Annotated in this window: 21 protein-coding genes; 20 read left to right on the top strand and 1 reads right to left on the bottom strand. The window is 33.8% G+C overall.

What is annotated here, in order from left to right:
• The first annotated feature begins 247 nt into the window (after positions 1 to 247).
• The 20 genes from DS745_RS07645 (at position 248) to DS745_RS07555 (ending at position 20,936) form a co-directional block, all read left to right on the top strand.
• Complete coding sequence (locus tag DS745_RS07645; protein ID WP_129077672.1) at positions 248 to 961, top strand: hypothetical protein; 714 nt, start codon at positions 248 to 250, stop codon at positions 959 to 961.
• Positions 962 to 1,125: 164 nt separating this feature from the next.
• Positions 1,126 to 1,872, top strand: a complete 747-nt coding sequence (locus DS745_RS07640) for a YveK family protein (RefSeq protein WP_129077671.1) — start codon at positions 1,126 to 1,128, stop codon at positions 1,870 to 1,872.
• Positions 1,862 to 2,560 (top strand): CpsD/CapB family tyrosine-protein kinase, encoded by a 699-nt coding sequence (locus tag DS745_RS07635; protein ID WP_129077670.1) that lies wholly within the window; start codon positions 1,862 to 1,864, stop codon positions 2,558 to 2,560. The genes DS745_RS07640 and DS745_RS07635 overlap by 11 nt, the downstream gene beginning before the upstream one ends.
• A gap of 106 nt (positions 2,561 to 2,666) precedes the next feature.
• Entirely contained in the window at positions 2,667 to 3,434 is a 768-nt protein-coding gene (locus DS745_RS07630; protein WP_129077669.1) for a tyrosine-protein phosphatase, read from the top strand.
• A gap of 180 nt (positions 3,435 to 3,614) precedes the next feature.
• The gene (locus DS745_RS24535) at positions 3,615 to 3,755 is read left to right on the top strand and encodes a hypothetical protein (RefSeq protein ID WP_161568207.1); all 141 of its coding nucleotides are present in this window, start codon (positions 3,615 to 3,617) and stop codon (positions 3,753 to 3,755) included.
• A gap of 286 nt (positions 3,756 to 4,041) precedes the next feature.
• Positions 4,042 to 5,853: a nucleoside-diphosphate sugar epimerase/dehydratase gene (locus DS745_RS07625; RefSeq protein WP_129077668.1), complete on the top strand. Its 1,812-nt coding sequence runs from the start codon at positions 4,042 to 4,044 to the stop codon at positions 5,851 to 5,853.
• A 102-nt stretch (positions 5,854 to 5,955) separates the two neighbouring features.
• Complete coding sequence (gene galU, locus DS745_RS07620) at positions 5,956 to 6,843, top strand: UTP--glucose-1-phosphate uridylyltransferase GalU (RefSeq protein ID WP_129077667.1); 888 nt, start codon at positions 5,956 to 5,958, stop codon at positions 6,841 to 6,843.
• Positions 6,844 to 7,260: 417 nt separating this feature from the next.
• On the top strand, positions 7,261 to 7,941 hold the full coding sequence (locus DS745_RS07615; protein WP_129077666.1) for a PIG-L deacetylase family protein: 681 nt from the start codon (positions 7,261 to 7,263) through the stop codon (positions 7,939 to 7,941).
• 20 nt (positions 7,942 to 7,961) lie between these two features.
• Entirely contained in the window at positions 7,962 to 8,786 is an 825-nt protein-coding gene (locus DS745_RS07610; RefSeq protein WP_129077665.1) for a formyltransferase family protein, read from the top strand.
• Entirely contained in the window at positions 8,786 to 9,445 is a 660-nt protein-coding gene (locus DS745_RS07605) for a sugar transferase (protein WP_129077664.1), read from the top strand. Before DS745_RS07610 ends, DS745_RS07605 begins: the two co-directional genes overlap by 1 nt.
• Positions 9,442 to 10,311, top strand: coding sequence for an NAD-dependent epimerase/dehydratase family protein (locus DS745_RS07600; protein WP_129077663.1), 870 nt, complete (start codon positions 9,442 to 9,444; stop codon positions 10,309 to 10,311). The genes DS745_RS07605 and DS745_RS07600 overlap by 4 nt, the downstream gene beginning before the upstream one ends.
• 46 nt (positions 10,312 to 10,357) lie before the next feature.
• Complete coding sequence (locus DS745_RS07595; protein WP_129077662.1) at positions 10,358 to 11,173, top strand: glycosyltransferase; 816 nt, start codon at positions 10,358 to 10,360, stop codon at positions 11,171 to 11,173.
• Positions 11,174 to 11,352: 179 nt separating this feature from the next.
• Entirely contained in the window at positions 11,353 to 12,267 is a 915-nt protein-coding gene (locus DS745_RS07590; RefSeq protein ID WP_129077661.1) for an ATP-grasp fold amidoligase family protein, read from the top strand.
• A 357-nt stretch (positions 12,268 to 12,624) separates the two neighbouring features.
• The gene (locus tag DS745_RS07585; protein ID WP_129077660.1) at positions 12,625 to 13,548 is read left to right on the top strand and encodes a glycosyltransferase family 2 protein; all 924 of its coding nucleotides are present in this window, start codon (positions 12,625 to 12,627) and stop codon (positions 13,546 to 13,548) included.
• A gap of 75 nt (positions 13,549 to 13,623) precedes the next feature.
• On the top strand, positions 13,624 to 14,808 hold the full coding sequence (locus DS745_RS07580; protein WP_129077659.1) for a hypothetical protein: 1,185 nt from the start codon (positions 13,624 to 13,626) through the stop codon (positions 14,806 to 14,808).
• Positions 14,809 to 14,908: 100 nt separating this feature from the next.
• Positions 14,909 to 15,865 carry a glycosyltransferase family 2 protein gene (locus DS745_RS07575; protein WP_129077658.1) on the top strand — a complete coding sequence of 319 codons (957 nt, stop codon included), beginning with the start codon at positions 14,909 to 14,911 and terminating at the stop codon, positions 15,863 to 15,865.
• Between the two features lie 136 nt (positions 15,866 to 16,001).
• Positions 16,002 to 17,294 (top strand): lipopolysaccharide biosynthesis protein, encoded by a 1,293-nt coding sequence (locus tag DS745_RS07570; protein WP_129077657.1) that lies wholly within the window; start codon positions 16,002 to 16,004, stop codon positions 17,292 to 17,294.
• A gap of 1 nt (position 17,295) precedes the next feature.
• A complete protein-coding gene (locus DS745_RS07565; protein ID WP_161568206.1) occupies positions 17,296 to 18,138 on the top strand; it encodes a polysaccharide pyruvyl transferase family protein in 843 nt (280 codons plus the stop codon).
• A gap of 421 nt (positions 18,139 to 18,559) precedes the next feature.
• The gene (locus DS745_RS07560) at positions 18,560 to 19,939 is read left to right on the top strand and encodes a UDP-glucose dehydrogenase family protein (RefSeq protein WP_129077655.1); all 1,380 of its coding nucleotides are present in this window, start codon (positions 18,560 to 18,562) and stop codon (positions 19,937 to 19,939) included.
• On the top strand, positions 19,911 to 20,936 hold the full coding sequence (locus tag DS745_RS07555; RefSeq protein ID WP_129077654.1) for a GDP-mannose 4,6-dehydratase: 1,026 nt from the start codon (positions 19,911 to 19,913) through the stop codon (positions 20,934 to 20,936). Before DS745_RS07560 ends, DS745_RS07555 begins: the two co-directional genes overlap by 29 nt.
• Positions 20,937 to 21,377: 441 nt before the next feature.
• Here the strand turns inward: DS745_RS07555 and DS745_RS07550 are convergent, their stop codons facing one another.
• Positions 21,378 to 25,616 carry a S8 family serine peptidase gene (locus DS745_RS07550; RefSeq protein WP_129077653.1) on the bottom strand — a complete coding sequence of 1,413 codons (4,239 nt, stop codon included), beginning with the start codon at positions 25,614 to 25,616 and terminating at the stop codon, positions 21,378 to 21,380.
• Positions 25,617 to 25,776: the final 160 nt, after the last annotated feature.

Raw genomic sequence — 25,776 nt, 5'->3', positions numbered from 1 at the left:
GTTAATAGAGTGCTAGTTTGTTTTCTTTTGTAGTGGTAGAGCCCTTCGGGCTACTTTGTAAAGAAAGTAATATGAAGGTTTTTCATTTGTATTTAAGGCTGATATAATTGATAAAAATATAGCATTCTACTAAAAAAAGGTATTTTTACAAGTAAATTGTTAGCGCCATTTTCATACTTGTTATTGAAACCGAATTTTTATTCAAGTATGATAAACGAAGAAAAAGTTTTGTCGAAGGAGAGTCGAAATGAAAAAGGTATATAGAAACTTACTAGTAACCTTCTGCTTAGTAGCAGCAATTGGTGCAGTAGTTTTTGGTAGTGTCAAATGGAAAGAAAAAGTAGAATTATCTGGGGCTGAAGCAGCTTTTGCCTTAGAAAGTGAAGGGATTAAAGTTCGTACTGTAGATACGACAAAGTTCACAAACCCGGATAATAAACAAACAGAAACAAATAATGAAACAACAAACAATGACCAATCAACAAGCAACTCATCAACAGAAGTAACAACTGACAAGCCTCTCACATCATCAACGCAGCCGACAACAGGAACAAGCGCAGCAAATTCAGAAACTCAACCAACGAACAATACAACAGAGAATAATAAAAACATAAGCGAAGTCAAACAGGAATATATGGTGAAGTTTCTTGCGTTAGAAGGGCAAATTAGTGCTGAGCTAGATGCAATCCTAGATGCTGCTATTGCAGATGTGAAAGCAAAACAAGCCAATAATGAAAATGTTAGCATGCGTGATTTTCAAAACAAGCTCATTGCTGACGTTCAAAAATTAGAGTCAAGCTCGGACCAACAGTTTAACCGTATTTATACCGAACTTGAAGTAGACTTAGTTGCAAATGGGTTTTCTAAAAACGAAGCTAGTCCATTCCGTGCGCAATACCAAGCGGAAAAGCGTCTTCGTGAACAAAGAGCTGTTCAAAAGCTAGCAGAATTAACCAAGTAAATTAAGGTGGTAAAGTTCGACACTTTACCCTTTTTTATTGCGAAAAAGCGCGAAATAACCCGAAATGTATCTGTGAAACTATGTAGTAATATTCACAAATATGTCTTTTTGTGTGATATAATTTTACTAGTTTTGTAGAAATAAAGAGAATGATGGAGGAAATCATGGAAGAAACAATTAGCTTAAAAGAGTTATTTGAAACGTTAAGAAAACGTATTGCGTTAATTATATCTATTACAATCCTAGCTGTAGGTATTAGTGCAATTATGAGTTATTTTGTGATCACACCTAAGTACCAGGCTTCAACACAAATATTAGTCAGTCAAGCAGCGGCTGGGTCAATCTCATCGTTATTATCTGGTGGTAATCCTTTTGACTCAGATTCGAAATACATTGAAACGTATAACGTGATTATGAAAAGTCCGTATATTTTAAATCAAGTAAAAGAAGAAATCGGGATCGATAGAAATATTGCTACACAACTTACGGTATCTCAAGAAGGACGATCTCAAGTTGTGAAGATTACGGTTCAAGATACAAATCCAGTGTTGGCAACCGAAATTGCCAATGTAACTGCAGAAGTATTTCAACGGGAGATACAGTATTTATTGAAAGTAGATAACATTCATATTTTATCACGAGCAGAATTGTCAGCCGTGCCAACGCCAATTTCACCTAAGCCGAACTTAAATATGGCGATTGCGTTTGTTGTTGGGTTAATGACAAGTGTTGGATTAGCATTCTTACTTGAGTTCTTAAACAACACAGTTCGTACTGAAGAAGATATAGAAAAATTATTAGGTCTTCCAGTCCTAGGAGCGATCCCAGTAATTGATGAAGAGCATATCAATGAACATGGTTATGGTCAGTCTGAAAAAGTAGAGAAAGGAAGTGGCAAAATTGGCGCGTAAAGATAAGAATTCATTGGATCCGAAACGAAGAAGTTTGATCACTCACCTTCGACCAAAGTCACCAATTGCTGAGCAATATCGTACAATCCGTACGAATATTCAATTCTCATCATTAGATCAAGAAGTACGTACGATTGTCATTACATCTACTGGACCTGGTGAAGGGAAATCAACAACTGCTGCGAATCTAGCAGTAGTGTTAGCACAGCAAGGAAAGAATGTATTACTAGTCGATGCCGATTTACGCAAACCGACGGCTCATTATACATTTGGGCAAGTAAATACATTTGGTCTTACGAATGTGTTAACAAAGCAAAGTGAGCTTAAAGCAGTTGTACTTGAAACAGATGTAGCTAATTTATCACTGTTAACAAGTGGGCCAATTCCACCAAATCCAGCCGAGTTATTAGCGTCTGCTAGTATGGACGAATTAATTCAAGAAGCACTGCAACATTTTGATACAGTCGTCTTTGATACACCGCCAGTAATGGCTGTAACTGATGCACAGGTTCTTGCGAATAAAGCTGATGGAGCGGTTCTTGTAGTGGCAAGTGGCAAGACTGAAAAAGAAGGTGCGGTTAAGGCAAAAGAACTATTGGTGAGTGCAAAAGCGAAGTTATTAGGTGTCGTTCTAAACCGTAAAGAAACAAAACAAAGTGATTATTATTACTACTACGGAAAGAAATAGGAATAATTACCTATCATTATTTAGTACGAAAGTTGTTATAATTAGGCGTGCGAATTCTGTAAAACAATAGTAAAATGAGTCATTTTTTGTAAAGGGGGTAGGTAATATGATTGATATCCATTGTCACATACTTGCAGGGGTTGATGATGGTCCGAAAACGATTGAACAATCGTTAGCGATGGCCAAGCTAGCTGTGGAAGAAGGAATTACAACGATTATTGCCACTCCCCATCATTTTAATGGTAGTTATGAAAATTCGAGAGAAAAGATCTTCACTGAAGTAGACATGCTTAATGAAGTATTGCTAGATGCCAAGATCCCTCTAACCATTTTACCGGGGCAAGAAACACGGATACACGGAGAAATGGTTAAGAACTTAGAGAAGGCAGAAATTCTTACGTTAAATAACACAAACAAATACTTGTTTGTTGAGCTGCCATCTGATCATGTTCCTAGATATACGAACAAACTTCTATACGATATTCAATTACAAGGGTTAACGCCAATAATCGTTCATCCAGAACGTAACAGTGAAATCATCGAAACACCTGATCTATTATACAAGCTTGTGGAAAGTGGAGCATTAACGCAGGTTACAGCGTCAAGTGTGACAGGAAGATTTGGAAAGAAAATTAAGAAATTCACAAATGATCTAATTGAACACAATTTGACGCACTTTATTGCTTCAGATGCTCATAACACAACTAGTCGATCCTTTCATCTAAGAGAAGCTTACGAACTGATTGATAAGCAATATGGTGTTTCTTATCGTTATCTCTTCCAAGAAAATACAGAATTGTTAGTAAAAGGAAGTTTTGTATCGGTGAATCAACCGGAGAAGATTAAGAGGAAGAAGTTTTTGGGGATTTTTTAAGAGCAATGTAGAATGTAAAGTTTAGAATTAAGAATTATGAATTATGAATGGTGAGGGTTGGTTCGGAGGAGATTTATTGCATCTTCGATGCCATACAGATGAAAGACATCTTTTGAATAATCTTGCGCCATTCTACATTCTACATTTTGCATTCTACATTACATTAATAAGGTGATAACTATGGATCATAAAGTATCAAAGTCAATCGTAAAGACTATCCGATATATCAAGCAGGATGCAACTGATGATCAGTTAGATACAATCAAACGTTTAGTAATAGAAGCAATTGAACGAAGGAAACAATTATTGAGTAAAACTTAATCGTTTTAGGTGATGTCTCCTTACCGTTATCAATGGAGGTACTCGGTTATGCTGTGGGTGTAAAAGCCTTAGACGTTTTGTCGTCGTCGGTGTAATGTGAGGGGAGGTTTGATGCCTCGTACTTTTACTTTAATTATTTAACTCGGTAAAAGGTGGATTGACTATAAGTTTAAGTTCTGTACGAGTGTCTGGGTAAATCATACAAATGAAGGTTTAAGCAAGTTAAGTTACAAGTAGCTTGTTTGCTTAAATTTTTATTTGTATATAAATAACGGAGGTGTAGGTTTTGTCATTGAAAAGTAGGGTGTTTTATTTAGCTTTATTGGACTCATTCATTGTCATGTTTTCAATCTTTCTTGGGTATTTAATCTTAGCTCCTACTGGTAGCCTATTAACAACAGTCCTTATTGTAAGTTCGATTACACTGTTAGTATCGCATCATTTTTTTGCAAATCGGTATAAGATTTATAATCGTGTTTGGCAGTATGCGAGTATGGGAGAGTTAGCAGCTATTTTTAAAGTTGTGACATTTTCAATCTTGATAACGGCTGTGCTACAGCTAGTTTTTAATCAGAGTATTTTTTTCAGAACACTGATGATTACATGGATGCTTCATATCCTACTCATTGGTGGATCGAGATTTTCATGGAGATTATATCGTGATACGTATATTAAACGTAGAGAAGATCAAATCCCTACATTGATCATTGGTGCTGGTTCTGGTGGGACAATGGTAGCAAGGCAACTATTGCAAAACCCTGATGCTGAGCTTACTCCAGTGGCATTTATTGATGATGATCAGCGTAAACAAGGGTTAGAGATATTAGGTATTCCGGTACTTGGTACAAGTGCTTCAATTGAACAGGTTGTAAAGCAAAATCGGATTAATCATATTATTATTGCGATCCCTTCTTTAAGTAAAAAAGAATTAAACGATATTTTTATGGAGTGTTCAAAGACAAAAGCGAGAACACAGATTATTCCTAAGTTAGAAGATTTAATGGTAGGGAAGGTATCTGTTAATTCGTTCCGTGATGTTGAGGTTGAAGACTTATTAGGTAGAGAGCCTGTTGAGTTAGATACCGAGAAGATCGGTCAAAAGTTAACAGGTAAGACGATCTTGGTGACGGGTGCTGGCGGATCGATTGGTTCGGAGGTTTGCCGCCAGGTGTGTTCTTTTGGTCCTGAGACGATTGTTTTGTTAGGGCATGGTGAGAATAGTATTTACTCGATTGAGCTTGAGTTAAAGAAGCGCTATCCGAACATTCAGGTTGAGACGGAGATAGCTGACGTGCAGGATCGGGAGAAGATATTTGTAATTATGGAGAAGTACAAGCCTCATGTTGTTTACCACGCAGCAGCACATAAGCATGTACCGTTGATGGAGAGAAACCCAGAAGAGGCTGTTAAGAATAATGTGGTTGGTACGAGGAATGTTGCAGAAGCAGCGAGTTCAGCTAGTGTTGGAACGTTTGTAATGGTATCAACTGATAAAGCGGTTAATCCAACGAACGTGATGGGGGCAACAAAACGAATCGCAGAGATGATTGTTCAGCATATGGACATTGTTAGTGATACGAAGTTTGTAGCAGTGAGATTTGGAAATGTGTTAGGGAGTCGCGGGAGTGTAATACCTCTGTTTAAGAAGCAAATTCAAGAAGGTGGCCCGGTGACAGTGACGCATTCTGATATGGTGAGGTATTTTATGACGATCCCGGAAGCTTCAAGGCTAGTACTTCAAGCAGGTGCTTTAGCTCGTGGTGGAGAGGTATTTGTCCTCGATATGGGTGAGCCGGTGAAAATTGTAGATCTGGCGAGGAACTTGATTAGGTTGTCGGGATACACAGAGGAAGAAATCCCGATTGTGTTTACTGGGATGAGACCAGGTGAGAAGATGTTTGAGGAATTGCTAGGAGCGGATGAGGTACATCCTGAGCAGATTTATCCGAAGATCTACATTGGGAAGACGCCGTTGGTGGATATTAATGTGTGTCATGATGTAGTACGGGACCTTGATAACTTATCCAAAGAGGAATTGAGAAAGCAACTTTTGGATATTGCGAATTTTAGGAATAAGAAGTTGCAGATAGTTGGGTAGGTTGGGGTTAGGGTTAGATTTAGCTCTTCGAGCTTTTTTTTAGTAGTTGATATAACAACAAAGTATTACTAAGCTAATAGTAATTAAGAGAGGACGTGTAAGATGAAGAAGGTACGAAAGGCAATTATTCCTGCTGCAGGTCTAGGGACAAGATTCTTGCCAGCAACTAAGGCGATGCCAAAGGAGATGTTGCCAATTGTTGATAAACCGACAATTCAATACATTGTTGAAGAGGCAATGGCTTCAGGTATTGAGGATATTATTATTGTAACCGGTAAGGGGAAACGTGCAATTGAAGACCATTTTGATATGGCATTTGAATTAGAGCAAAACTTAATGGAGAAGGGTAAGGTAGAACTTCTTCGTGAAGTAAGAAAATCTTCGAACATGGTTGATATTCATTATATTCGTCAAAAGGAAGCGAAAGGTTTAGGGCATGCGGTTTGGTGCGCACGTAAGTTTATTGGTGACGAGCCGTTTGCTGTATTGCTTGGTGACGATATTGTACAAGCTGAAAAGCCGGGGTTACAGCAGTTAATTGAACAATATGAGGAAACGAGAGCGTCAGTTATTGGTGTTCAAACGGTACCAGAAAATGAAACGCATCGATATGGAATTGTTGATCCGCTAGCTCAAATCGGAAGACGTTATAGTGTAAATCAATTTGTTGAAAAACCTGCTCAGGGTACTGCACCATCGAATTTAGCGATTATGGGACGTTATATTTTAACTCCAGAAATTTTTATGTTTTTAGAGCAGCAAGAATTAGGTGCTGGCGGTGAGATCCAGTTAACTGATGCTATTCAGAGATTGAATGAAATTCAGCGTGTGTTTGCATATGACTTTGAGGGTAAGCGATATGATGTTGGAGAGAAGATTGGGTTTGTTAAGACGACAATTGAATTCGCTCTGAGTAATCCTGAGTTGAGGGATGAGTTAATTCCGTTTTTGGAAGAGATGCTTGAAAATAGTAAGTTTACTGTTAAATAGTTTTGAGGGCTAGCCGGTTAGCTTAGTAATAAAAATATTGCTTGCCGGCTTGTTTCCTGATTTTGCTCTTCGAGCTTTTAATTTTGGAAAGATCTATTTTAATTGTTAAAGGGAACTGACTATCGTGATCAGATAAGGTGCTGGAAGCCTTGGCGAATAAGGGTTTTGAGAGTTCTTAGTAGTTTTTAAGGTTCGATTGAGTGGTATTTAAATAGGAAGAAACACGGTTGAAATTAGCACCAAAGTGAAACAACTTCATGATTGAATGTTACTGATTGAATAGATATTACGAGGTGGCTATTGATAATAGATGAGGTTTAGTAGGTTAGTAGTTGGTTGGAATGAGTTTTAATTAAGTACTAAGTTACTAAAGAAATTATTAAAGCATAGATTAAAAACATAAGCGAGGTAATTGATATGTCATATTTAGTTGTTATTGCACATCCAGATGATGAAGTTTTAGGAGCGGGTGCTACTATGTATAAGTTAGCACAAGAAGGGCATTCCGTAAATGTCTGCATCCTTTCAGGTGATGTTAATGCTAGAAACTTCAGACCGAGCACGGTAGAGTTAAATGAAGATGTAAATAGTTCTATGAATATTTTAGGTGTTGATAGAGTCATTACGGGCGACTTTCCAAACATTGAGTTTAACATGGTCCCACATTTAAAACTTGTACAGTTTATTGAAAATGCAATTATTGAGACTGGTGCGGATGTAATTTTCACCCATCACCCAGCGGATTTAAATAACGATCACCTACACACTTCTCTTGCTTGCCAAGCAGCATCTAGGTTATTCCAACGTAGAAGTGATGTAAAACCATTAAAAGAAATACTCTTCATGGAAGTACCATCATCTACAGAATGGGGACTAAACAAAACGATGAATCAGTTTTCACCAAACACATTTATAGAAGTTGGTGAAGAAAGTGTTGATAAAAAGATAGAGGCTCTAGCCCAGTATCGTGGAGTAATGAGAGATTATCCTCATCCTAGAAGTAATGAAGCAATCAAAGGCTTAGCTGCTTACCGTGGTGGACAAGCAGGGATGGTTTATGCTGAGGCTTTTGAAAGTGTATTTAGACGTGGATTCTAGATTAGAGAGGGTGAGATAAGTTGAAGAAAAAAATAGCATTCGCAACTTGCGTACAATTAGGCCTAAGTTGCATTGAAGAAATATATCGAATTGGTGGAAACTTAGATTTACTTATTACATTAAAGGATGAGAAAGCTAAGTTTAAGGCAGGTAGAATTTATTTAGATGAAATCGCAACTGAACATAATGCGCCCCTCTTGAAGATAGATAATATCAACGATCAAGAGGTTCTTATTGCTTTAAAAGAACACCAGATTGATTGGTTGTTTATTATTGGTTGGTCGCAAATTGCTAGGAAAGATGTACTCGAAACACCTACGCATGGTTGCATCGGTATGCATCCCACTTTATTGCCAGTTGGTAGAGGAAGAGCGGCAATACCATGGGCAATTATTAAAGGTTTAGATGAAACTGGTGTAACTATGTTTAAGTTGGATCAAGGTGTTGATACCGGTGATATTATCGGTCAAGGGGTTATTAAACTAGATCAGAACACTACAGCAACTGAGCTTTATCAGAAAGTGGACGATATGCACATTACTCTTATTGCAAAGTATTGGGATGATATCGTAAATAACATCATTAAACTTACAAAGCAAAATGACGCGGATGCTACTGAATGGCCGGGGAGAAAGCCAGAAGATGGTGAGATTTTAAGTAGCATGACTATTGATGAAACTGATAAGTTGGTCAGAGCTGTTACACATCCGTATCCAGGAGCTTTTTATAAAGATGGGGATAAGACAATTAGAATATGGTCAGCAAAAACAGATAAAAACGATGATGGAATAAAACTTAGTGATGGGTATTTAATTCCTATTGAATATGAGATTGAGGGATTGTAATGGAAGGAAAAAAGTTTGAGAGATATATTAAACGCTTAATTGATATTGTGGTTTCCTTAATAGTATTTTTAGTATTTTTACCTCTTTGGCTTATAGTAGCTGTGTTAATAAAGGCCACTTCTAAAGGTCCTGTACTTTTCTTACAAGAACGACCGGGATTAAACCAACGAATTTTTAAAGTTTATAAATTTCGTACGATGAAACCGGGATCAGAAAAAATGGTTAAGGGTCAAGAAGTAATGAAAGACGATGACCGTGTCACTGCAATTGGAAAGCTACTTAGAAGAACGAAGATAGATGAAATTCCTCAAGTATTAAATGTGTTAAAGGGTGAAATGAGTCTAGTTGGGCCAAGACCTGAAAGAATTGCATCCCTTGCAGATTACGATGCTGAAATTTCAAAAAGGCTTAACATGCATCCGGGTATGACAGGCTTAGCGCAAGTTAGCGGCAATATCTATCTTTCCTTAGAAGATAGATACAAGTTTGATGTTTATTATGTTGAGAATTTTAGTGTGTGGCTAGATATAAAGATAATATTTAGAACTGTTGGCGTTGTTTTATTAGGAGAAGATAGATACGTTAACAAGTGCTTAGTTGGTATTAATCCAGGATCTAAAGAGGTAGCTGCTACAAAAGAGGAGACTGTTTCAAAATGAAAAAAATACTTGTAACAGGAGCTAATAGTTATGTAGGTACTTCATTCATTAAGTGGTTATCCCAATATCCGGATAAGTATTCTTTCGATTCAATTAGCTTGAGAGATGATAGGTGGAAGGAAAGCTCATTCAAGGGGTATGATGTAGTGCTCCATACAGTAGGGATAGCACATGTCGATTCAAATCCTGATCCTAAGATGGAGCAACAATATTATAAGGTAAATCGCGATTTGACGATAGAAACTGCTCAAAAGGCGAAAGATGAAGGGGTTAAGCAATTCATTTTTTTGAGCAGTATTATTGTTTACGGTGATAGTAGTCAAATTAACAAACCTAGAATTATTGATGTAAAAACAGTGCCTAAACCTGCAAACTTTTATGGTAATAGTAAATTGCTGGCAGAGGAAGGTATTAAGCAGTTAGCAAGCGATAAATTTAAAGTTGCAATTATAAGGCCACCAATGATTTATGGTAAGGAGTCAAAAGGAAACTACCCTAAGCTTGCAAAGGTAGCTAGAAAGTTACCGATTTTTCCCAACATCGAAAATCAGCGTAGCATGATTTATATAGATAATCTTTGTGAATTTATACGACTTTTAGTGGATAGCAAAGATAGCGGATTATTCTTCCCACAAAATGCTGAATACGTAAAGACAAGTGAATTGGTTAAAATGATTGCTGAAGCTCATGGAAATAAAATTAGATTGACAAAGTTTTTTAACCCTATCATTTATGCGATGGGGCGTAGAATTGGAATGGTAAATAAAGTATTTGGAAGTCTAGTTTATGACCAAGGTTTAAGTAACTATAAAGATAACTATACAATAAGAAATTTCAACGATTCAATAAGGGAGACTGAATTATAATCTTCCGAATCTATTGGATTGAATTCTTTCTACCTATGGAGGAATAATGGGACCAAAAATAACTGTTTTAATGAGCGTATATAATGAAGAAAAATACTTGCGTGAAAGTATCGAAAGTATATTAAATCAAACATATAGTGATTTTGAGTTTTTAATCTTTGATGATGCTTCCAATGATGGAAGTAAAGCTATATTAAAAGAATATCAGAAAAAAGATAGTAGAATAAATCTTGTACTTAATGAAACAAATAGAGGACTAAGTTACAATTTAGCAGAGGGTGTTTTAATTTCAAAAGGTAATTGGATAGCAAGAATGGATGCAGATGATATAGCATTTAAAAATAGACTAGAATTACAACTGGATTATATTAAGAATAACCCGGAAATTGATGTGTTAGGGAGCTATGTATTAGATATTAATGAGAAGGGGAATGAAATAGAGCTTAGGAAACTACCAACAAGCCATAAAGAGATAAAATCATTGATTTGGACATGTCCTTTTATTCACCCTTCAGTTATGTTTAGAAGAGATGCCATAATCAAAGCAGGTTCGTACAATAGAAACTTACGTAGACGACAAGATTACGATTTGTGGTTTCGTTGTTGTGCTGCTCATTTGAAATTTGCGAATATGGATACACCAATAATTTATTACAGGTGCACTAATGAGTATTTTAGAAAAAATGATTTTAAAGTACAAGTTAATCAGGCAATAATGGGCTATAAAGGAGCAAGATTAGTAGAGGCTTCTCCGGTTGCGTACCTAGGTATAACTGTAGCGTTTCTAAAAGGAATATTGCCAACTACACTTAGGAGACCCGTTAGTAGAGCTTTAAAGAAATTTGATCCCAGAAGAAGATAGATAAGTTATTGTGTAATTATTTTATTTCATTATTGTTAGTTAATGCTAATTACATTATTACGTTAGTTTGTAAATGGAGTTTCTTAACTGATTTTCTAATATAGTATCGTATGTTGATCTGATTATAAGTTGTGTTCTTGTTTTTCAAATGGAAGAAAAAACGTTTGTGGAGGACTAAGATGAAATTAAAGGATTTTGTTAATAATAGTTTTGTTAAAGCGTTTATAAAATTTACTTTTAGTTTTCTAACTGATAAGCAAATTATTAAATTACAACATAGAACAGTATTGAGACGTAAACTAGATTTAAAAAACCCGCAGAGATTTACAGAAAAAATACAATGGTACAAGTTAAATTATAGATCGGCATTAATGACACAATGTGCGGATAAATACCGAGTAAGGGATTATATTATTGCAAAAGGGTACAAAGATACACTTGTTGAATTATACCAAGTTGTAGATGGTTTTGAGGATATTAATTTTGAAAAACTCCCTAAATCTTTTGTAATAAAATCTAATAAAGGTTCTGGTACTAATCTATTTATTAAAGATAAAGGAAATATTGACCTTAAGTCTATTGAGAAATCAATTAATAGATGGAAGACTGTAAATACTGTCCTTATGGGGAGAGAATGGGCGTACAAAAATATAAGGCATAAAATAGTAATAGAGGAAATGCTTGAGGATAGCATTAACCCTAATGAGAGTCTTTTTGATTATAAGTTTCTATGTTTTAATGGTAACGTAAAATATATTATGTTGGATATAGACAGAAATAGTGAACATAAAAGAAATTTTTATGATATTGAATGGAACTTACTTGATATAAAAAGTAAACTACCTGCAAGGAATATTGCAAGTAAGAGTATTCCTAAGCCAGATGGATTAAAATACATGATAGAAATAGCCGAATCCATTGCAAGAGATTTTCCTTTTGTAAGGGTTGATTTTTATTGGGTAAACAATAAGGTTTATTTTGGTGAGATTACATTTTACCCATGGAGCGGGTGTGTGAAATTTTCACCAGATAGTTTTGATTTCCACTTGGGTGAATTATTTGAATTGCCTTATTCAAAGATCATTAAAGAGTAATGATTAAAGATAACTATTTGAAAAAATACGAAGAGTTACTTATGTGATGGCTACAATTTAGTAGAAACTTGCTAGAGGTCTAGATTATGTATAATAATGGAATTTTTGAGAAGTGAAGAGCCTATTAAAAAAATATCATAACTTGAAGCTTTTAAGGAAGATATCAGGAGTTTGTTATTCTAAAAAATCGACCTTATGTTTGTAATTTAGTGACTGGGTATTAAGAAAAAAATGCACTGTATAGGGTTAACCTATAAAGAGATTTATTGGTAGGTTTGATTAAAAAAGAAGATTTCATGATACCAAAAATATATTGTCATTAAAACATATAACTTTATCAAAGAAGGATTGAATAATATGTCTAAATATCAAAAAAACTTAGTGAGCGTGATAATTCCGTCATACAAACGTGCAGAGAAACTTAAGAGGGCTATTGAAAGTGTGTTAAATCAAACGTACTTAGAAATTGAATTATTAGTAGTAAATGATAATGAGAAGGACGATGAATTTTCGATTAAATTAAGAGAAATAATTTCATTATTTACTGATTGCCGTCTAAAATTAATTGAACAGGAAAAGCATATAAATGGTGCAGTTGCACGTAATGTTGGAATAAAACACTCAAAAGGAGAGTATGTAGCATTTCTTGATGATGATAATTATTGGGAACGGAATAAAATTGAAAGACAAGTTGCTGTACTATCTAAACTAGATCATTCATGGGGGGGAGTTAGCTCTAAGAAGAAATACTTTAATAATGATAAATTTATTAGGATTTCCCTTCCGTACAAAAGTGGTAAGATTTACGAAGAGATCTTATTAAGACGAATTGAAGTGGGGACTAGTACATTGCTTCTAAGACACGAAGCCCTAGATAAAACTGGTTACTTTGATGAGACATTAAATAGACATCAAGAATTACAACTACTCACATATTTTACTTATCGTTATAAACTTAAATTAGTAAATGAATTTCTTCATAATGCTGATATAAGTGATGGGCAAAATAGACCAAATGTAGAAAGGTTTAAGCAGGTAAAAAAGGATTTTTTTAATTCAGTTAAACCAATAATAGATACACTTCCTATCAGAAGACAAAGAAGAATGTATATAATGCATAATTTTGAGTTAGGTTATGCGCTCCTGAAAAATAAACAATATAGAGAAGGAATAAAAAAATGTTTAAGTGTTTTATGGAGCCCGTTTACTCTATATTATGCTATTTATCGTTCTTTGGAGAGAATAATTGGTACCAAACTTAAAGGCATTCTATTAAAGTAATATTTATAAAACGATATATTATTAGTGTCTAATAATATCTACTAAAGATAATATAAATGTCCTGGGAGTGTAATAGTGAATAATAATATTAATTCTAAGAAAAATATTGCATTTTTGAACTGTCTAGTTTTGGTTATCTTTATTAGTCCATTATTAAATATCCTTAATACTAGTCTAATAAAAATAATTAATCTTACAAATACCTCTATTATTACTTCAATTTTGTATCTGGTAGTATTAATAATTTGTATGTATCATGTGGTAAAATATAGAAATTTAACAATTAAAAGATTACTAGTGTATTTTATGTTTTTAATATTCTTTTTTTTACATTATATTTTTTTTGAGACAAGTAGACAATATTTAGTTAGCGTTGACATGTTAATTATATATTTGTTTTATATTCCAATTTCGATCTTTCTAATAAGTGGAATAACAGATTGGAAAGATTTTAAAAAAATAGCACCCAAATATGGAAAATTAACTGTAATAATAAGTACTCTTGGCATTACAGTGGTTGGTATACAGGAGCATATAAGTTATATGGCCTTTTCCTATTCTATATTACCATTTTTAGCTATCTTATACTATTCATTTCGCGAAAATAAAAGTATAATTGATCTTGTTTTTTTTGCAATTGGACTTATTGGTATGGTGTTTTTTGGAGCTAGGGGTCCTATTCTGTTTCTTTTATTGTTTATATGTCTATATGAAATGATTACTTTTAATTATAGTAAAGGATCGTCAAGGCTTCTTAAATTAACTATATTTTTATTATTTGGCTTTGTTTTCTTTCTAATAAATAATTGGATAACTAGTTTTTTATCTAATTCAACCATAGCAAATGACAGTAGATTTTTAAGTAAGATTATGGAAGGCGAATTAACTAATTCAAATGCAAGAACTCAAATTTACATTGAAGCTCGCTCCGCTATAGAGAATATGGGTGTTAGTATCAATGGGTTGTTTTGGGACAGATATGTAGTAAATGCATCGTATGTGCATAATGTCTTCTACGAACTTTTGTTATCTTTTGGATTAATATTTGGTGCAGTTTTTATAATATTATTATTGCTACTAATTGCTAAGACCACACTACTGAAAAGAGATAAGAGTTTAAGAATATTGTCAATATTATTTGTTGTCTCCTTTTTCCTTAGATTCATAATATCTGGTAGTTTTATAATTGAAGGAAACTTCTATCTATTTATTGCATTATTATTAAATATAAAGAGCCAAAAAGAAGTAACTAAGATTTAACGAATTAAATAGAAAATACTATAATTATGTAAACTTTATTAAAGATTATAGAATATTAATAAATAATAAAAACCAGTGAAATAACTAAAAGGTGGTTAAAATGGTCAACCTATCTATAATAATACCACATTATAATTCAGTGGCATTACTAGACAAATTACTAAAGTCCATCCCAAATTCTAAAGAAATTCAGGTCATTGTAGTCGATGATCAGAGTAACGGGAGGGAAAAAGAAGAATTCCTAAAACTCATAATGAAATTCAAAAAAAAAAATGTAGAATTTCACTATAATAACACATTAAATAAAAGTGCTGGGGCTTGTCGCAATATTGGACTCAATCAAGCAATTGGAAAATGGTTACTCTTTGCTGATTCGGATGATTACTTTCTTGAGGGCTTTTATGATACGTTGCAAGCATATTTTAATACTGAGAATGATGTAATCTTTTTTAGACCAATAAGTATTGAATTGGATACTGGAAAAGTTTCAGACCGTCACTTGACTTATACTAAAATACTTGATGAACAGAAACATGGTAGTCCTTATTCGGAGCTTTTGTTAAGGTATCGTTTTTATGTACCATGGTCAAAGTTATTAAAGACGAGCTACGTTAAGAATAATGATATATTCTTTGATGAGGTTATTGCTTCAAATGATGTGATGTTCTCAACTAAAGTAGGATATTATATGAGTAAATTTGATGTTTCTGAAAGAGTTATATATTGTGTCACGAGAAGTAAGGGAAGTCTTACTCGAACTGTAAGTAATAAAGTATTTGATGCGCGTCTAAATGTATTTATTAATTATTATAAGTTTCTTAAAAATAATTTGAGAAGCCAAGACTTTGCTTTTCTGAATATAAGTAGCATAGGTTATTTGATTTCATCGTTCCGATTTGGAGTTAGGAAAGGAATCTCAGTATTTATAAAATTAAGGTTGAATAAAATTAGAATCTTAGATTTAAAGATTTTTAATCCTATGACCTTTGGAAAGAAAATATTCGATTTTTATCGAAAAAAGAAAAAACAAAAGAAATACTATACAAAAGTTGAATAGAAGCGTTAATTTACTAAAGTGATGTTCGACAAAGGTATATTAGTTATCTTAAGTTTTTTTAAGGGGTGAGTAAAGATTACTCTTAAATTGTATTTTTCAATAAGATCTAAACCAAATTAGAAATGAAGGGTGAGTAATTCTGATAAGTTTTAAGGCTTATGTCGGAAAAATTTTCAAAAATAGTGGTTTAAAAAACATAGCAATTTTATCTTCAGGAGTCATATTAGCACAAATTATAGCATTAGTCTGTCAACCAATTATTACACGTTTATATACTGCTGAAGATTTTGGAGTATTAGCAATAGTAACTTCAATAGTAACAATGTGTATACCTCTTGTCACTTTGCAGTATCAAATGGGTATAGTGACAGCTAAAGACGATGAAGAAGCAAACATAGTTTGTGCTTTAACTTTTTACTTATTATGTTTTATGGTTTTAATTATGTCCATTGTATTAATAACGATCGACAATCTTAATCCCAGAATATTTGAACAAGTTGGTAATTGGATTTATGTATCACTACCCTTGTTATTATTTAGTGGATTTGCCAAAATAGCTGATTCATACAATAACAGGTTTGAACAGTATAAATTAATGTCCTCAATAGCACTAATACGCTCAATTACATCAAACTTCTTAAAGATATTCTTAGGGTTATTTAAAGTGGGTTTCTTGGGGTTAATAATTTCACAGTTTGTAGCAACCATATTTGGTATCAGGAGACAATCAAACTATATAATTTCCAAAAAAAGTGAAATTTTAAGCTCTACTTATCAAGAGATGAAACATGTAGCTATTAAATACCGTGTACAACCACTTTTTTCAATGCCAGGATTATTTGTATCGGTATGCTCTTTTTCAATATTACCGATATTTATTACTTCTTTATATAGTATAGAAGATGCTGGATACTTTTTTTTATCGATGACTATATTGGCTATCCCACTTAGTCTAGTAAGCAGTAATGTAGGTAAGGTTTTTTTTAGAAAAGCAACTTTGGAAAAGGAAAAGAAGGGTGATTTTTACAATACATTTAAAAGCACAGTAATTTTATTAATATTTATTGCTATAGTTGGATTTTCAATTTTATGGTTAATAGCTGAACCATTATTTTCTCTTGTGTTTGGTCCGGAGTGGTTAAAAAGTGGGACATTTGTAAAAATACTCATTCCATTATTTGCAATTAGATTTGTAGTCACAGGGTTAATGCATGGTTTTATTATTTCTGGAAGACAGAAATTCAAGTTATTTTTACAATTATTTTTTATTATAATTGCGTTAACTATATACTTCATATCTCAACAACAAGAACTTCCTATAGAGATTTTCCTAGAGTTGACAAACAAGGGTTACTTTACCTTGTATTTAATATTATTAATAGTATTGTATTTCACAAGCAAAAATAATAATGAAGAAAGAGGAATTTAGAATGAAAAAAGAAATAAAGGTAAAATATTCAAAAATAGGCAATATGGGTGATTTATTAAATGAATTAGTAATAGAAGATGTCCTTGGCTTTAAAGTTATTCATAGTGATATTTGGAAAAGTGAAACTACGGCAATAGGGAGTTATCTAAGGTTTTTTTTCCATGAAAATACAAACCTTACTACTAAATCTAAAATAATGTTGAAGAAGTTATACGGACAATTTCAACCACCGCTTCAAATATGGTCAACTGGATTTATTACTTATTCTGATAAAGAACTTATTCCAATAAGAAAGGAAATAAATGTAGCTTCAGTTAGGGGAGAGTTGACGAGAAAGAGGCTTGAAAAGATATTAAACAAGGAATTAAATGTCCCTACGGGTGATGGAGGTTTATTAGCATCTCACCTTTTAAAAGGACCTATCGAAAAGAAGTATTCAATAGGTATAATACCCCATTTTAGAGAAAAGGATGAAAAAAGATTTTTGGAACTTAAGGAAGCTTATAATAACTCAGTCGTTATTGATTTAACTGATGACCCATTAAATGTAGTTAAAACTATTTCACAGTGTGAAGTAATCATCTCAAGTGCTTTGCATGGTTTAATTGTAGCAGATAGTTTTGGGATACCAAATAAAAGATTAATATATACAAACAATCTACTAGGAGATGGATACAAGTTTGATGATTATTATTCTGGATTTAATATTAAGGTGGACTCTTTTGACTTAAATAATCCAGGAAACCCTACAATTAATGAGATAATAGATGGGTATAAAGTTACTGAAACCCAGGTTGAAGCTAAAAAAGGAGCATTATATAAGAGTTTTACTAAATATCTATAAATATTTCCATGATATTTCGGTATACCAGAAAGTAATGAATGCTAATTGTATTTTATTAGGAATTGCCCCCTGTGAATATATCGAGTAAGCATACTCGACTTAAGCTTTTATAGTAACATTGACAGTTCTAACAGAGAAATGACGCCTATCACTAATCCTAATCAAAATTCATAGAAGTTTTTAGTTGTCTTTACAGGTAGATTTTCTTAATGTTAAGTCATCTATTCTGAAGGTTACTTGGTTTAATAAACAGCCCTGAGAGAAAACTAAAAGGGCTGTTTTTAACACTTGTTACTCATAGTTAAGTACACGAACTATATAAAAATAATTAGTATAAGGTGTTTTTTTGACTAATAACAGTATACTTGTTCCAATAATAAAGCAAATATCTATTAAATAATATGCTAAGAGGAGATTACCTATGTACAAAATAGCAGTTGCAGGAACGGGTTATGTCGGCCTTGTTGCAGGCGTATGTTTTGCAGAGGTTGGCCATCAAGTGACCTGCGTTGATATTGATGAAAAGAAAGTAAATGTCATGAAATCTGGAGTTTCTCCAATTTATGAAGTTGGTTTAGAAGAATTAATGCAGAAAAACTATGCTGCCGGGAGAATTGATTATACAACAGATTACAAAGCAGCTTATAGAGATGCAGATGCAATTTTCATAGGTGTTGGTACTCCAGAACAACCGGATGGCTCTGCAAATCTATCATATATTGCAACTGTTGCAAGACAAATCGCGGAATCGATTGAAAAGGATTGCTTAGTTGTTGTTAAATCAACTGTTCCAGTTGGAACTAACGATAAAGTTGAACAATTTATTCATGATTTCTTAGTTAATGATGTAAGAGTAGAAGTGGCTTCAAACCCTGAATTTTTAGCACAAGGGTCCGCTGTTCATGATACATTACATGCGGAAAGAATTGTTATTGGTACGGAAAGCAAATGGGCTGAAGAAATATTAATGGGCATTTATAAACCATTTAATCTACCTATTGTGTCTGTAAATAGAAGATCGGCAGAAATGATTAAATACGCATCAAATGATTTCTTGGCATTAAAGATTTCTTATATGAATGATATTGCAAATCTTTGTGAGCTAGTTGGAGCGGATATCCAAGATGTAGCATTAGGAATGAGTTTTGATGAGCGTATCGGTAGTAAGTTCCTAAATGCAGGTATTGGATTTGGAGGTTCTTGCTTCCCTAAGGATACGAAAGCATTAGAAAACATTGCGAGACAAAACGGATATGAGTTGAGAACGGTAAGGGCTACTATTGATGTAAACAAGGATCAAAAGACTCTCTTATATAAGAAAGCAAGCAAGAGATTAATAACGTTTAACGGCTTGAAAGTAGCTGTTTTAGGCTTAACATTTAAACCTGGAACAGATGACCTTAGAGAGGCCGCTGCTCTTGAGAATATCCCATTATTATTGGAACAAGGTGCTGACATCTATGCTTTTGATCCTGTAGGTGCAAATAATTTTGCAATATTGTATCCTGAAGGAAAGAACGGTAGAGGTTCAATTAAGTATGTTTCTAACGTTGAGGAAGCGTTAGCAGGAGCAAATGTCTGCTTTATCTTTACTGAGTGGGGAGAGGTTAAGGCTGTAAAAGCAGATATGTATAAAGAGCTAATGAGAACACCTCTTGTGTTTGATGGTAGAAATATATATCAAATAAAAGATATGGAAACTGCAGGAGTTGAATACCATTCAGTAGGTAGAAGAGCCTCTCAAAGAGCTGTTACAAGGGAGACTGAAAGCCATGACTTCCAAGAACTTATACCAAAATAAAGTATTCTTAATTACCGGAGCGGCAGGCTTCATTGGTTATTTTCTGTCAAAGAAACTATTAGACCGAGGCTGCAAAGTAATAGGAATAGATAATATGAATGATTACTATGATGTTGAGCTTAAACATGCTCGTCTCCAGCAACTTGAACCTCATTCAAATTTTATGTTTGTTAAAGGCGATATCTCGGACAAGCCATTAGTTAATGAACTCTTTGAAGAGTATAAGCCTAATTTTGTTGTGAACTTAGCTGCTCAAGCGGGAGTACGTTATTCAATTGAAAACCCTGATGTCTATATTCAGAGTAATATTATTGGATTTTACAATATCTTAGAAGCTTGCCGTCACAATCCTGTTGACCATCTTGTTTATGCTTCTTCTAGTTCGGTTTATGGAGCTAATAAAAAGGTTCCATTCGAAGAGTCAGACTTTGTTGATAATCCGGTATCATTATATGCGTCGACTAAGAAGTCTAATGAGTTAATGGCCCACACATATAGTCATCTTTATAAGATCCCTTCTACGGGATTACGCTTCTTTACCGTTTATGGACCAATGGGAAGACCAGATATGGCTTACTTTGGTTTTACGGATAAATACTTTGCTAATGAACAAATTAAAATCTTTAATAATGGTGATTTTGAGAACGACCTCTATCGCGACTTTACTTATGTAGATGATATAGTAGAGGGAATTGAAAGATTGATTGGACATCCGCCAGTCGATGAAGTACCTCATAATGTGTTTAATATCGGTAACAATAAGCCAGAAAAGCTAATGACCTTTATCGGAACCCTAGAGAAAGCACTAACTAACGCGCTCGGTAGGGAAGTAATGTTTGAGAAAGTCTTTGAGCCAATCAAGCCTGGTGATGTACCAGCAACGTATGCTTCAACAGACAAGCTTCAAAATGCTGTAGGATTTAAACCTGAGACTTCAATAGAGGTTGGATTACAGTGGTTTGCCGATTGGTATGTAGAGTATTATAACAAAAAATAATTTACATTATAGAATAACGAAAGCTCCGAGTATTGTAGATATAGTGCTATAATATTCGGAGCTTTTTTTTTTATAAATATATAAATTTTTCATGCTCCACTGTAAGGTATGTATTGTAAACATCTATCAGTGGTAAGCTTATTATTTTGATGGTGTTTAATCTTATGTTTCCCTCGCTCCAGGTTCACCCATTAATCGTTTAAATGTTTTACACCTTCATATCCCACATAAATCCTATTGGAGTGACTATACTGATTGTCATTTCGTAAAATCATATATATTGCCTACTTTGTATTAAAGCATACAATGGTTACTGATGAGCACTATTGGTATGATGAGTGTATGAGACTAATACAATAAGAAAAATTCTTTCCGGATAGAATGTCCAGTTTATATATTTTTACATTAGTGGGCATTTTCTATTATTAAAGCTTTGATAACTTAGTTTAAGACATCAAAAGCATCAACGTTAATCCGAGTTTCGACTGCAGACTGGTGACCTATTTGAGCAGGATTTACTAGTTTAATGGTGTGAGTCCCATAAGGAAGATCAAGTTTCTCAAACACATTCACACGATAGGAAACAGAAGCAGAATATAGGTTAACTTTTGTTATAAGTTGATCATTAATGTAAACGTCCATTAATCCATTTCTAGTGCTAGTTAAAGAGAGCACCCGAATGCCTGTCCCAGTAAACATATATTCAACACTAGTGTTAAGTGAAGAAGCATAACTGTAAGTGCCACCACTATAATTACTACTAGAGGTAGTAATCCATGAGCCCGAATAAGATAGGTTTGAATTATTATCTTCAACGCGTGATACTGTTGATGGTAAAGGAACAGTAACCGAAAGCAAGGAAGAGAAATCAGACTCAAGCCCAGAGTGTGTAACGGAAGTTACTTTGTAAGAGTAAGATTGCCCTGGCTGAACGTTTGTATCTTTAAAATAATTAGTTTTAATCACACTGGTTGTCACTTTTTCAAAGATACCTTCATGAGCTAGTGCTCGATACAGATGAAACCCAGCAATGGTAGTGTCAGTATTTGTTTCCCATGAAAGACCTACGCTAGTAAAGTCAGGTTGAGCATGGAGATCCGTTGGTGCGTTAGGTAAAATAGGAGCAATTACATCAAAAGCATCAACGTTAATCCGAGTTTCAACTGCAGAAAGGTGACCTATTTGAGCAGGATTTACTAGTTTAATGGTGTGAGTCCCATAAGGAAGATCTAGTTTCTCAAACACATTCACACGATAGGAAACAGAAGCGGAATATAGGTTAACTTTTGTTATAAGTTGATCATTAATGTAAATGTCCATTAATCCATTTCTAGTGCTAGTTAAAGAGAGCACCCGAATGCCTGTCCCAGTAAACATATATTCAACACTAGCGTTAAGTGAAGAAGCATAACTGTAAGTGCCACCACTATAATTACTACTAGAGGTAGTAATCCATGAGCCTGAATAAGATAGGTTTGAATTATTATCTTCAACGCGTGATACTGTTGATGGTAAAGGAACAGTAACTGAAACCAAGGAAGAGAAATCAGACTCAAGCCCAGAGTGTGTAACGGAAGTTACTTTGTAAAGATAGGTTTGCCCTTGTAAAACATTGTTGTCCGTAAATTGATTTGTTGTAATTAGTTGTGTAGAAATCCTTTCAAAGGTATCTTGATTAGGAGATTTTTTATAAAGATAATATCCTGCGATATTATTCCTAGTATTTACCTCCCAAGAAAGATCAACGCTAGAAAAATTAGGTTTAGCGCGAAGCTCAGATGGTGGACTTGGTTTTATAGTTACAACAAATTTGTCAATATTGACACTTGCCTCATTTTTTTTCCCAACTAGGTCACTTTTCCCTGTCCATTCTATTTTTATTGTATGCACTCCAAAAGCCATTGAATATTTAAATATTGTTTCTTGTGGTTTAAGTCCATTAGCATAAAGACTCGGTGTGGCAACTAATTCCCCATTTATATACACGTTTGCTACACCTTGTTGGTTATTTTTAAAGCCAATCCATTCAATCTCACTACCTACAAATGTAAATTCAACACTACCATTAGAGTTAAGGATCTTCGCGCTACCCAAAGAATACGCTGAATCGCTAATTTCAGACCAAATACCTTTATAGATTAAACCTGGATGGTTTTCTTCATAAACTCCTGCTCCGTAAACCTGATCCTCTAGTCCAATACTTAGTGTATAATTACCTGTTCCGGAATAGGCGAAAATATTAATAAAGTATAATCCATTCTCTTTAGCAATGAATGTAATCTTTTCATTTGATGTATTAGGATTTTCTGAATATGCAATAATTCCTTCACTTAAATGAACTGTTTTTGACTGTGGATTGAATAAATATAAGTCAAAGTCAGTTCCGGTGTCGCCCGTTAATGATAATTGAAGTTTTTGTCCTTTATTTAACATAATTGAATAGACATCATCAGAGTTATTATTATTATCTAATTGTCCTTCAATTATTTCACTTTCTACGGGTATTCCAGGTATATCATGCTTAACCTGAGAAGCATTGGCTTTAAGTGAATTATAAGCACTTACTACTTTGCTGCTAGATACTAATCCTTCTAAAGATGAAACATACTTTCCTGACTTCTTAACTAATTCAATTGTTTCTTCGGGTTTGATACTAGGATGTAGACTTTTTATTAAGGCTGCTGTTCCAGCAACATGTGGTGCCGCCATTGAAGTCCCATTATAGTATGAGTAAGCTTGATCATAATTTGATTGCCCAGGATATACTAAATTCACTTTAGTAGTATTCGTATCTCTAGAAGTTATATAATCTACAAAATCATGTTTCTTTAATGGGTAACTACTATTCTCATATATGGTACCAGATACACCTAATAAATCTCTTGAATTTCCTTCGCCTAATACCTGTAGCTTAAGAATATTTGTTACAAAGTCGGTTTCTTCAATACCATAAAGGAGATCAGGCCCTGTTAAGAGAAGTTTTCCTCCTAAATTTAAAAATTGTGTAAGGGAATTCTGGTCATTGGAGGTTATTGTAGTTTTATTAAAACCAAATCCATCTCCGGTAAACCAAATAACTATATCGTAATTTTGAAGAATAGTCGTATTAGGGCCATCTTCATCTGTTTTGAGAGTTATAGTTGAATAAGTGTACTTTGCATTGTTCAAAAGGTATTGATAAATAGTTAGATAGTTAGTTAAGCTAGTATCTGATTCATCGTCCTGTATTAATAATATTTTGCTATTTGTAGTTGCATCTAAAAACTTCATTGCTTTATTAAAAGCGTCTTGGCGTTTGGCAACATCATTAATATTCTCAAAACCAAATCCATTGTAAATAGCCTTGAATTTGTTGGTGTAAATTTCTGCAGCTGCTCCAGCTTGTTGAGAATATGGAACTGTACTTAAGATGTTAACCCCCGGTGCAGCTATGTCCACACTACTTCCAAAGTTTGAGAATGTAGCTTTATTTCCATTGTTATCAACTGCAGCTACAGAAATAATGTTGTTACTATCAAAACTTGCTGGATAAACAGGTGAAGTATCGCTGTTTTGACCGTTGTTACCAGCTGCAGCAACAAACAAAAGGCCAGATTTTTCAATTGCCTCTTTTAAAGCATGGTCATAAGCCCTGCCGCCCCAACTTGCATTTATGATATGAGCTCCCATTTTTGTAGCATACTCAATCGCTTGAATGGCACTTGCTGTATCACCACCATTTGGCCCAATTATTTTTAGGGGCATAATTTTGACATTTGGAGCGATACCACTTATTCCAATATTATTATTTGTTGATGCAGCAATAATCCCTGCAACATGTGTTCCGTGATCATCACCGTGAAAAGCATTAAATACTTTATTATTCTGATCGTAAAAATTCCAACCGTTAGTATCATCTATAAATCCATTATTATCGTTGTCTTTTTGATTTAGTAATTCGTTTGGATTTTTCCATATATTATTTTTTAGATCAGGATGATTAATGTCAATACCACTGTCAATAACAGCAACTATAATATCGCTGTTTCCTCTAGTAATCTCCCAAGCTTCTAATGCATCAATATCAATGTTAGGAGTTCCCTTCTTCCCCATAATTCCTTGGCCAATATTATTTAGTCCCCACTGTTCTTTAAAAAGAGGATCATTAGGAGTCACTGATGACGAGTAGTACTTATAGTTAGGTTGAACCGATAAAACTGAAGCATCTCTTTTTAGATTAGCTAGCACCTCATTTTTCTGTTGCAACCCTTTTGGTAATTCTACTAACTCAGCATTAATTAGGGGTAACCTCTTTTTGGTTTTTAGCTGGTGTTTTTGTCTTAGATTGCTAATGTTAGTATTTTGTCTATATGTAACGATATATTCATTAGTTTCTGGATTGGGAGTGGATTCGACCGCTGGATTATTGCTTGGGCGCATTCTATTACTATAAAATTCTTCTATTTCTGCAGTTGTAATATGTTCTAAATTCTTCTCACTCTTCCTTAAGTTACTCCTACTATTTGTTTTATCTCTTTCTCTTTTTTCTACTAACGAATTTTCAATATTAGTTGAAATTTGGCTTCCATTGAGAGAAGGCTGCTCATTTGTATTGGCAACTACAAGACTAGGTAAAAATGATGAGGTAAAAAAAGTAAAGATAAATAAAACCAATAATAGCCTCTTTGTAGTACTAGACATGTTTTTACACACCTTTCTAAGTATATAGTTCTTTTAGATTATAGTATCAAATGTATTTTATAATAAAATTTCAATAAAAAGTAAAAAAACTTCAGATTTTGGTAAATTAAATGACGATATTTGTAAGAAACAGTACTAAAGTCACAATTTGAATCTATTA

This window comes from Anaerobacillus alkaliphilus, from assembly GCF_004116265.1.
Lineage (GTDB): Bacteria > Bacillota > Bacilli > Bacillales > Anaerobacillaceae > Anaerobacillus > Anaerobacillus alkaliphilus.
Note: the sequence above shows the minus strand (reverse complement) of the source record. Positions and strands in the feature narration are given on the sequence as shown.

Bases quoted from the DNA above. Each gene is read 5' to 3' on its own strand.
- DS745_RS07645 (WP_129077672.1), top strand. From the start codon at position 248: ATGAAAAAGGTATATAGAAACTTACTAGTAACCTTCTGCTTAGTAGCA.
- DS745_RS07640 (WP_129077671.1), top strand. From the start codon at position 1,126: ATGGAAGAAACAATTAGCTTAAAAGAGTTATTTGAAACGTTAAGAAAA.
- DS745_RS07630 (WP_129077669.1), top strand. From the start codon at position 2,667: ATGATTGATATCCATTGTCACATACTTGCAGGGGTTGATGATGGTCCG.
- DS745_RS24535 (WP_161568207.1), top strand. From the start codon at position 3,615: ATGGATCATAAAGTATCAAAGTCAATCGTAAAGACTATCCGATATATC.
- galU (WP_129077667.1), top strand. From the start codon at position 5,956: ATGAAGAAGGTACGAAAGGCAATTATTCCTGCTGCAGGTCTAGGGACA.
- DS745_RS07615 (WP_129077666.1), top strand. From the start codon at position 7,261: ATGTCATATTTAGTTGTTATTGCACATCCAGATGATGAAGTTTTAGGA.
- DS745_RS07605 (WP_129077664.1), top strand. From the start codon at position 8,786: ATGGAAGGAAAAAAGTTTGAGAGATATATTAAACGCTTAATTGATATT.
- DS745_RS07600 (WP_129077663.1), top strand. From the start codon at position 9,442: ATGAAAAAAATACTTGTAACAGGAGCTAATAGTTATGTAGGTACTTCA.
- DS745_RS07595 (WP_129077662.1), top strand. From the start codon at position 10,358: ATGGGACCAAAAATAACTGTTTTAATGAGCGTATATAATGAAGAAAAA.
- DS745_RS07590 (WP_129077661.1), top strand. From the start codon at position 11,353: ATGAAATTAAAGGATTTTGTTAATAATAGTTTTGTTAAAGCGTTTATA.
- DS745_RS07585 (WP_129077660.1), top strand. From the start codon at position 12,625: ATGTCTAAATATCAAAAAAACTTAGTGAGCGTGATAATTCCGTCATAC.
- DS745_RS07575 (WP_129077658.1), top strand. From the start codon at position 14,909: ATGGTCAACCTATCTATAATAATACCACATTATAATTCAGTGGCATTA.
- DS745_RS07565 (WP_161568206.1), top strand. From the start codon at position 17,296: ATGAAAAAAGAAATAAAGGTAAAATATTCAAAAATAGGCAATATGGGT.
- DS745_RS07560 (WP_129077655.1), top strand. From the start codon at position 18,560: ATGTACAAAATAGCAGTTGCAGGAACGGGTTATGTCGGCCTTGTTGCA.
- DS745_RS07555 (WP_129077654.1), top strand. From the start codon at position 19,911: ATGACTTCCAAGAACTTATACCAAAATAAAGTATTCTTAATTACCGGA.
- DS745_RS07550 (WP_129077653.1), bottom strand. From the start codon at position 25,616: ATGTCTAGTACTACAAAGAGGCTATTATTGGTTTTATTTATCTTTACT.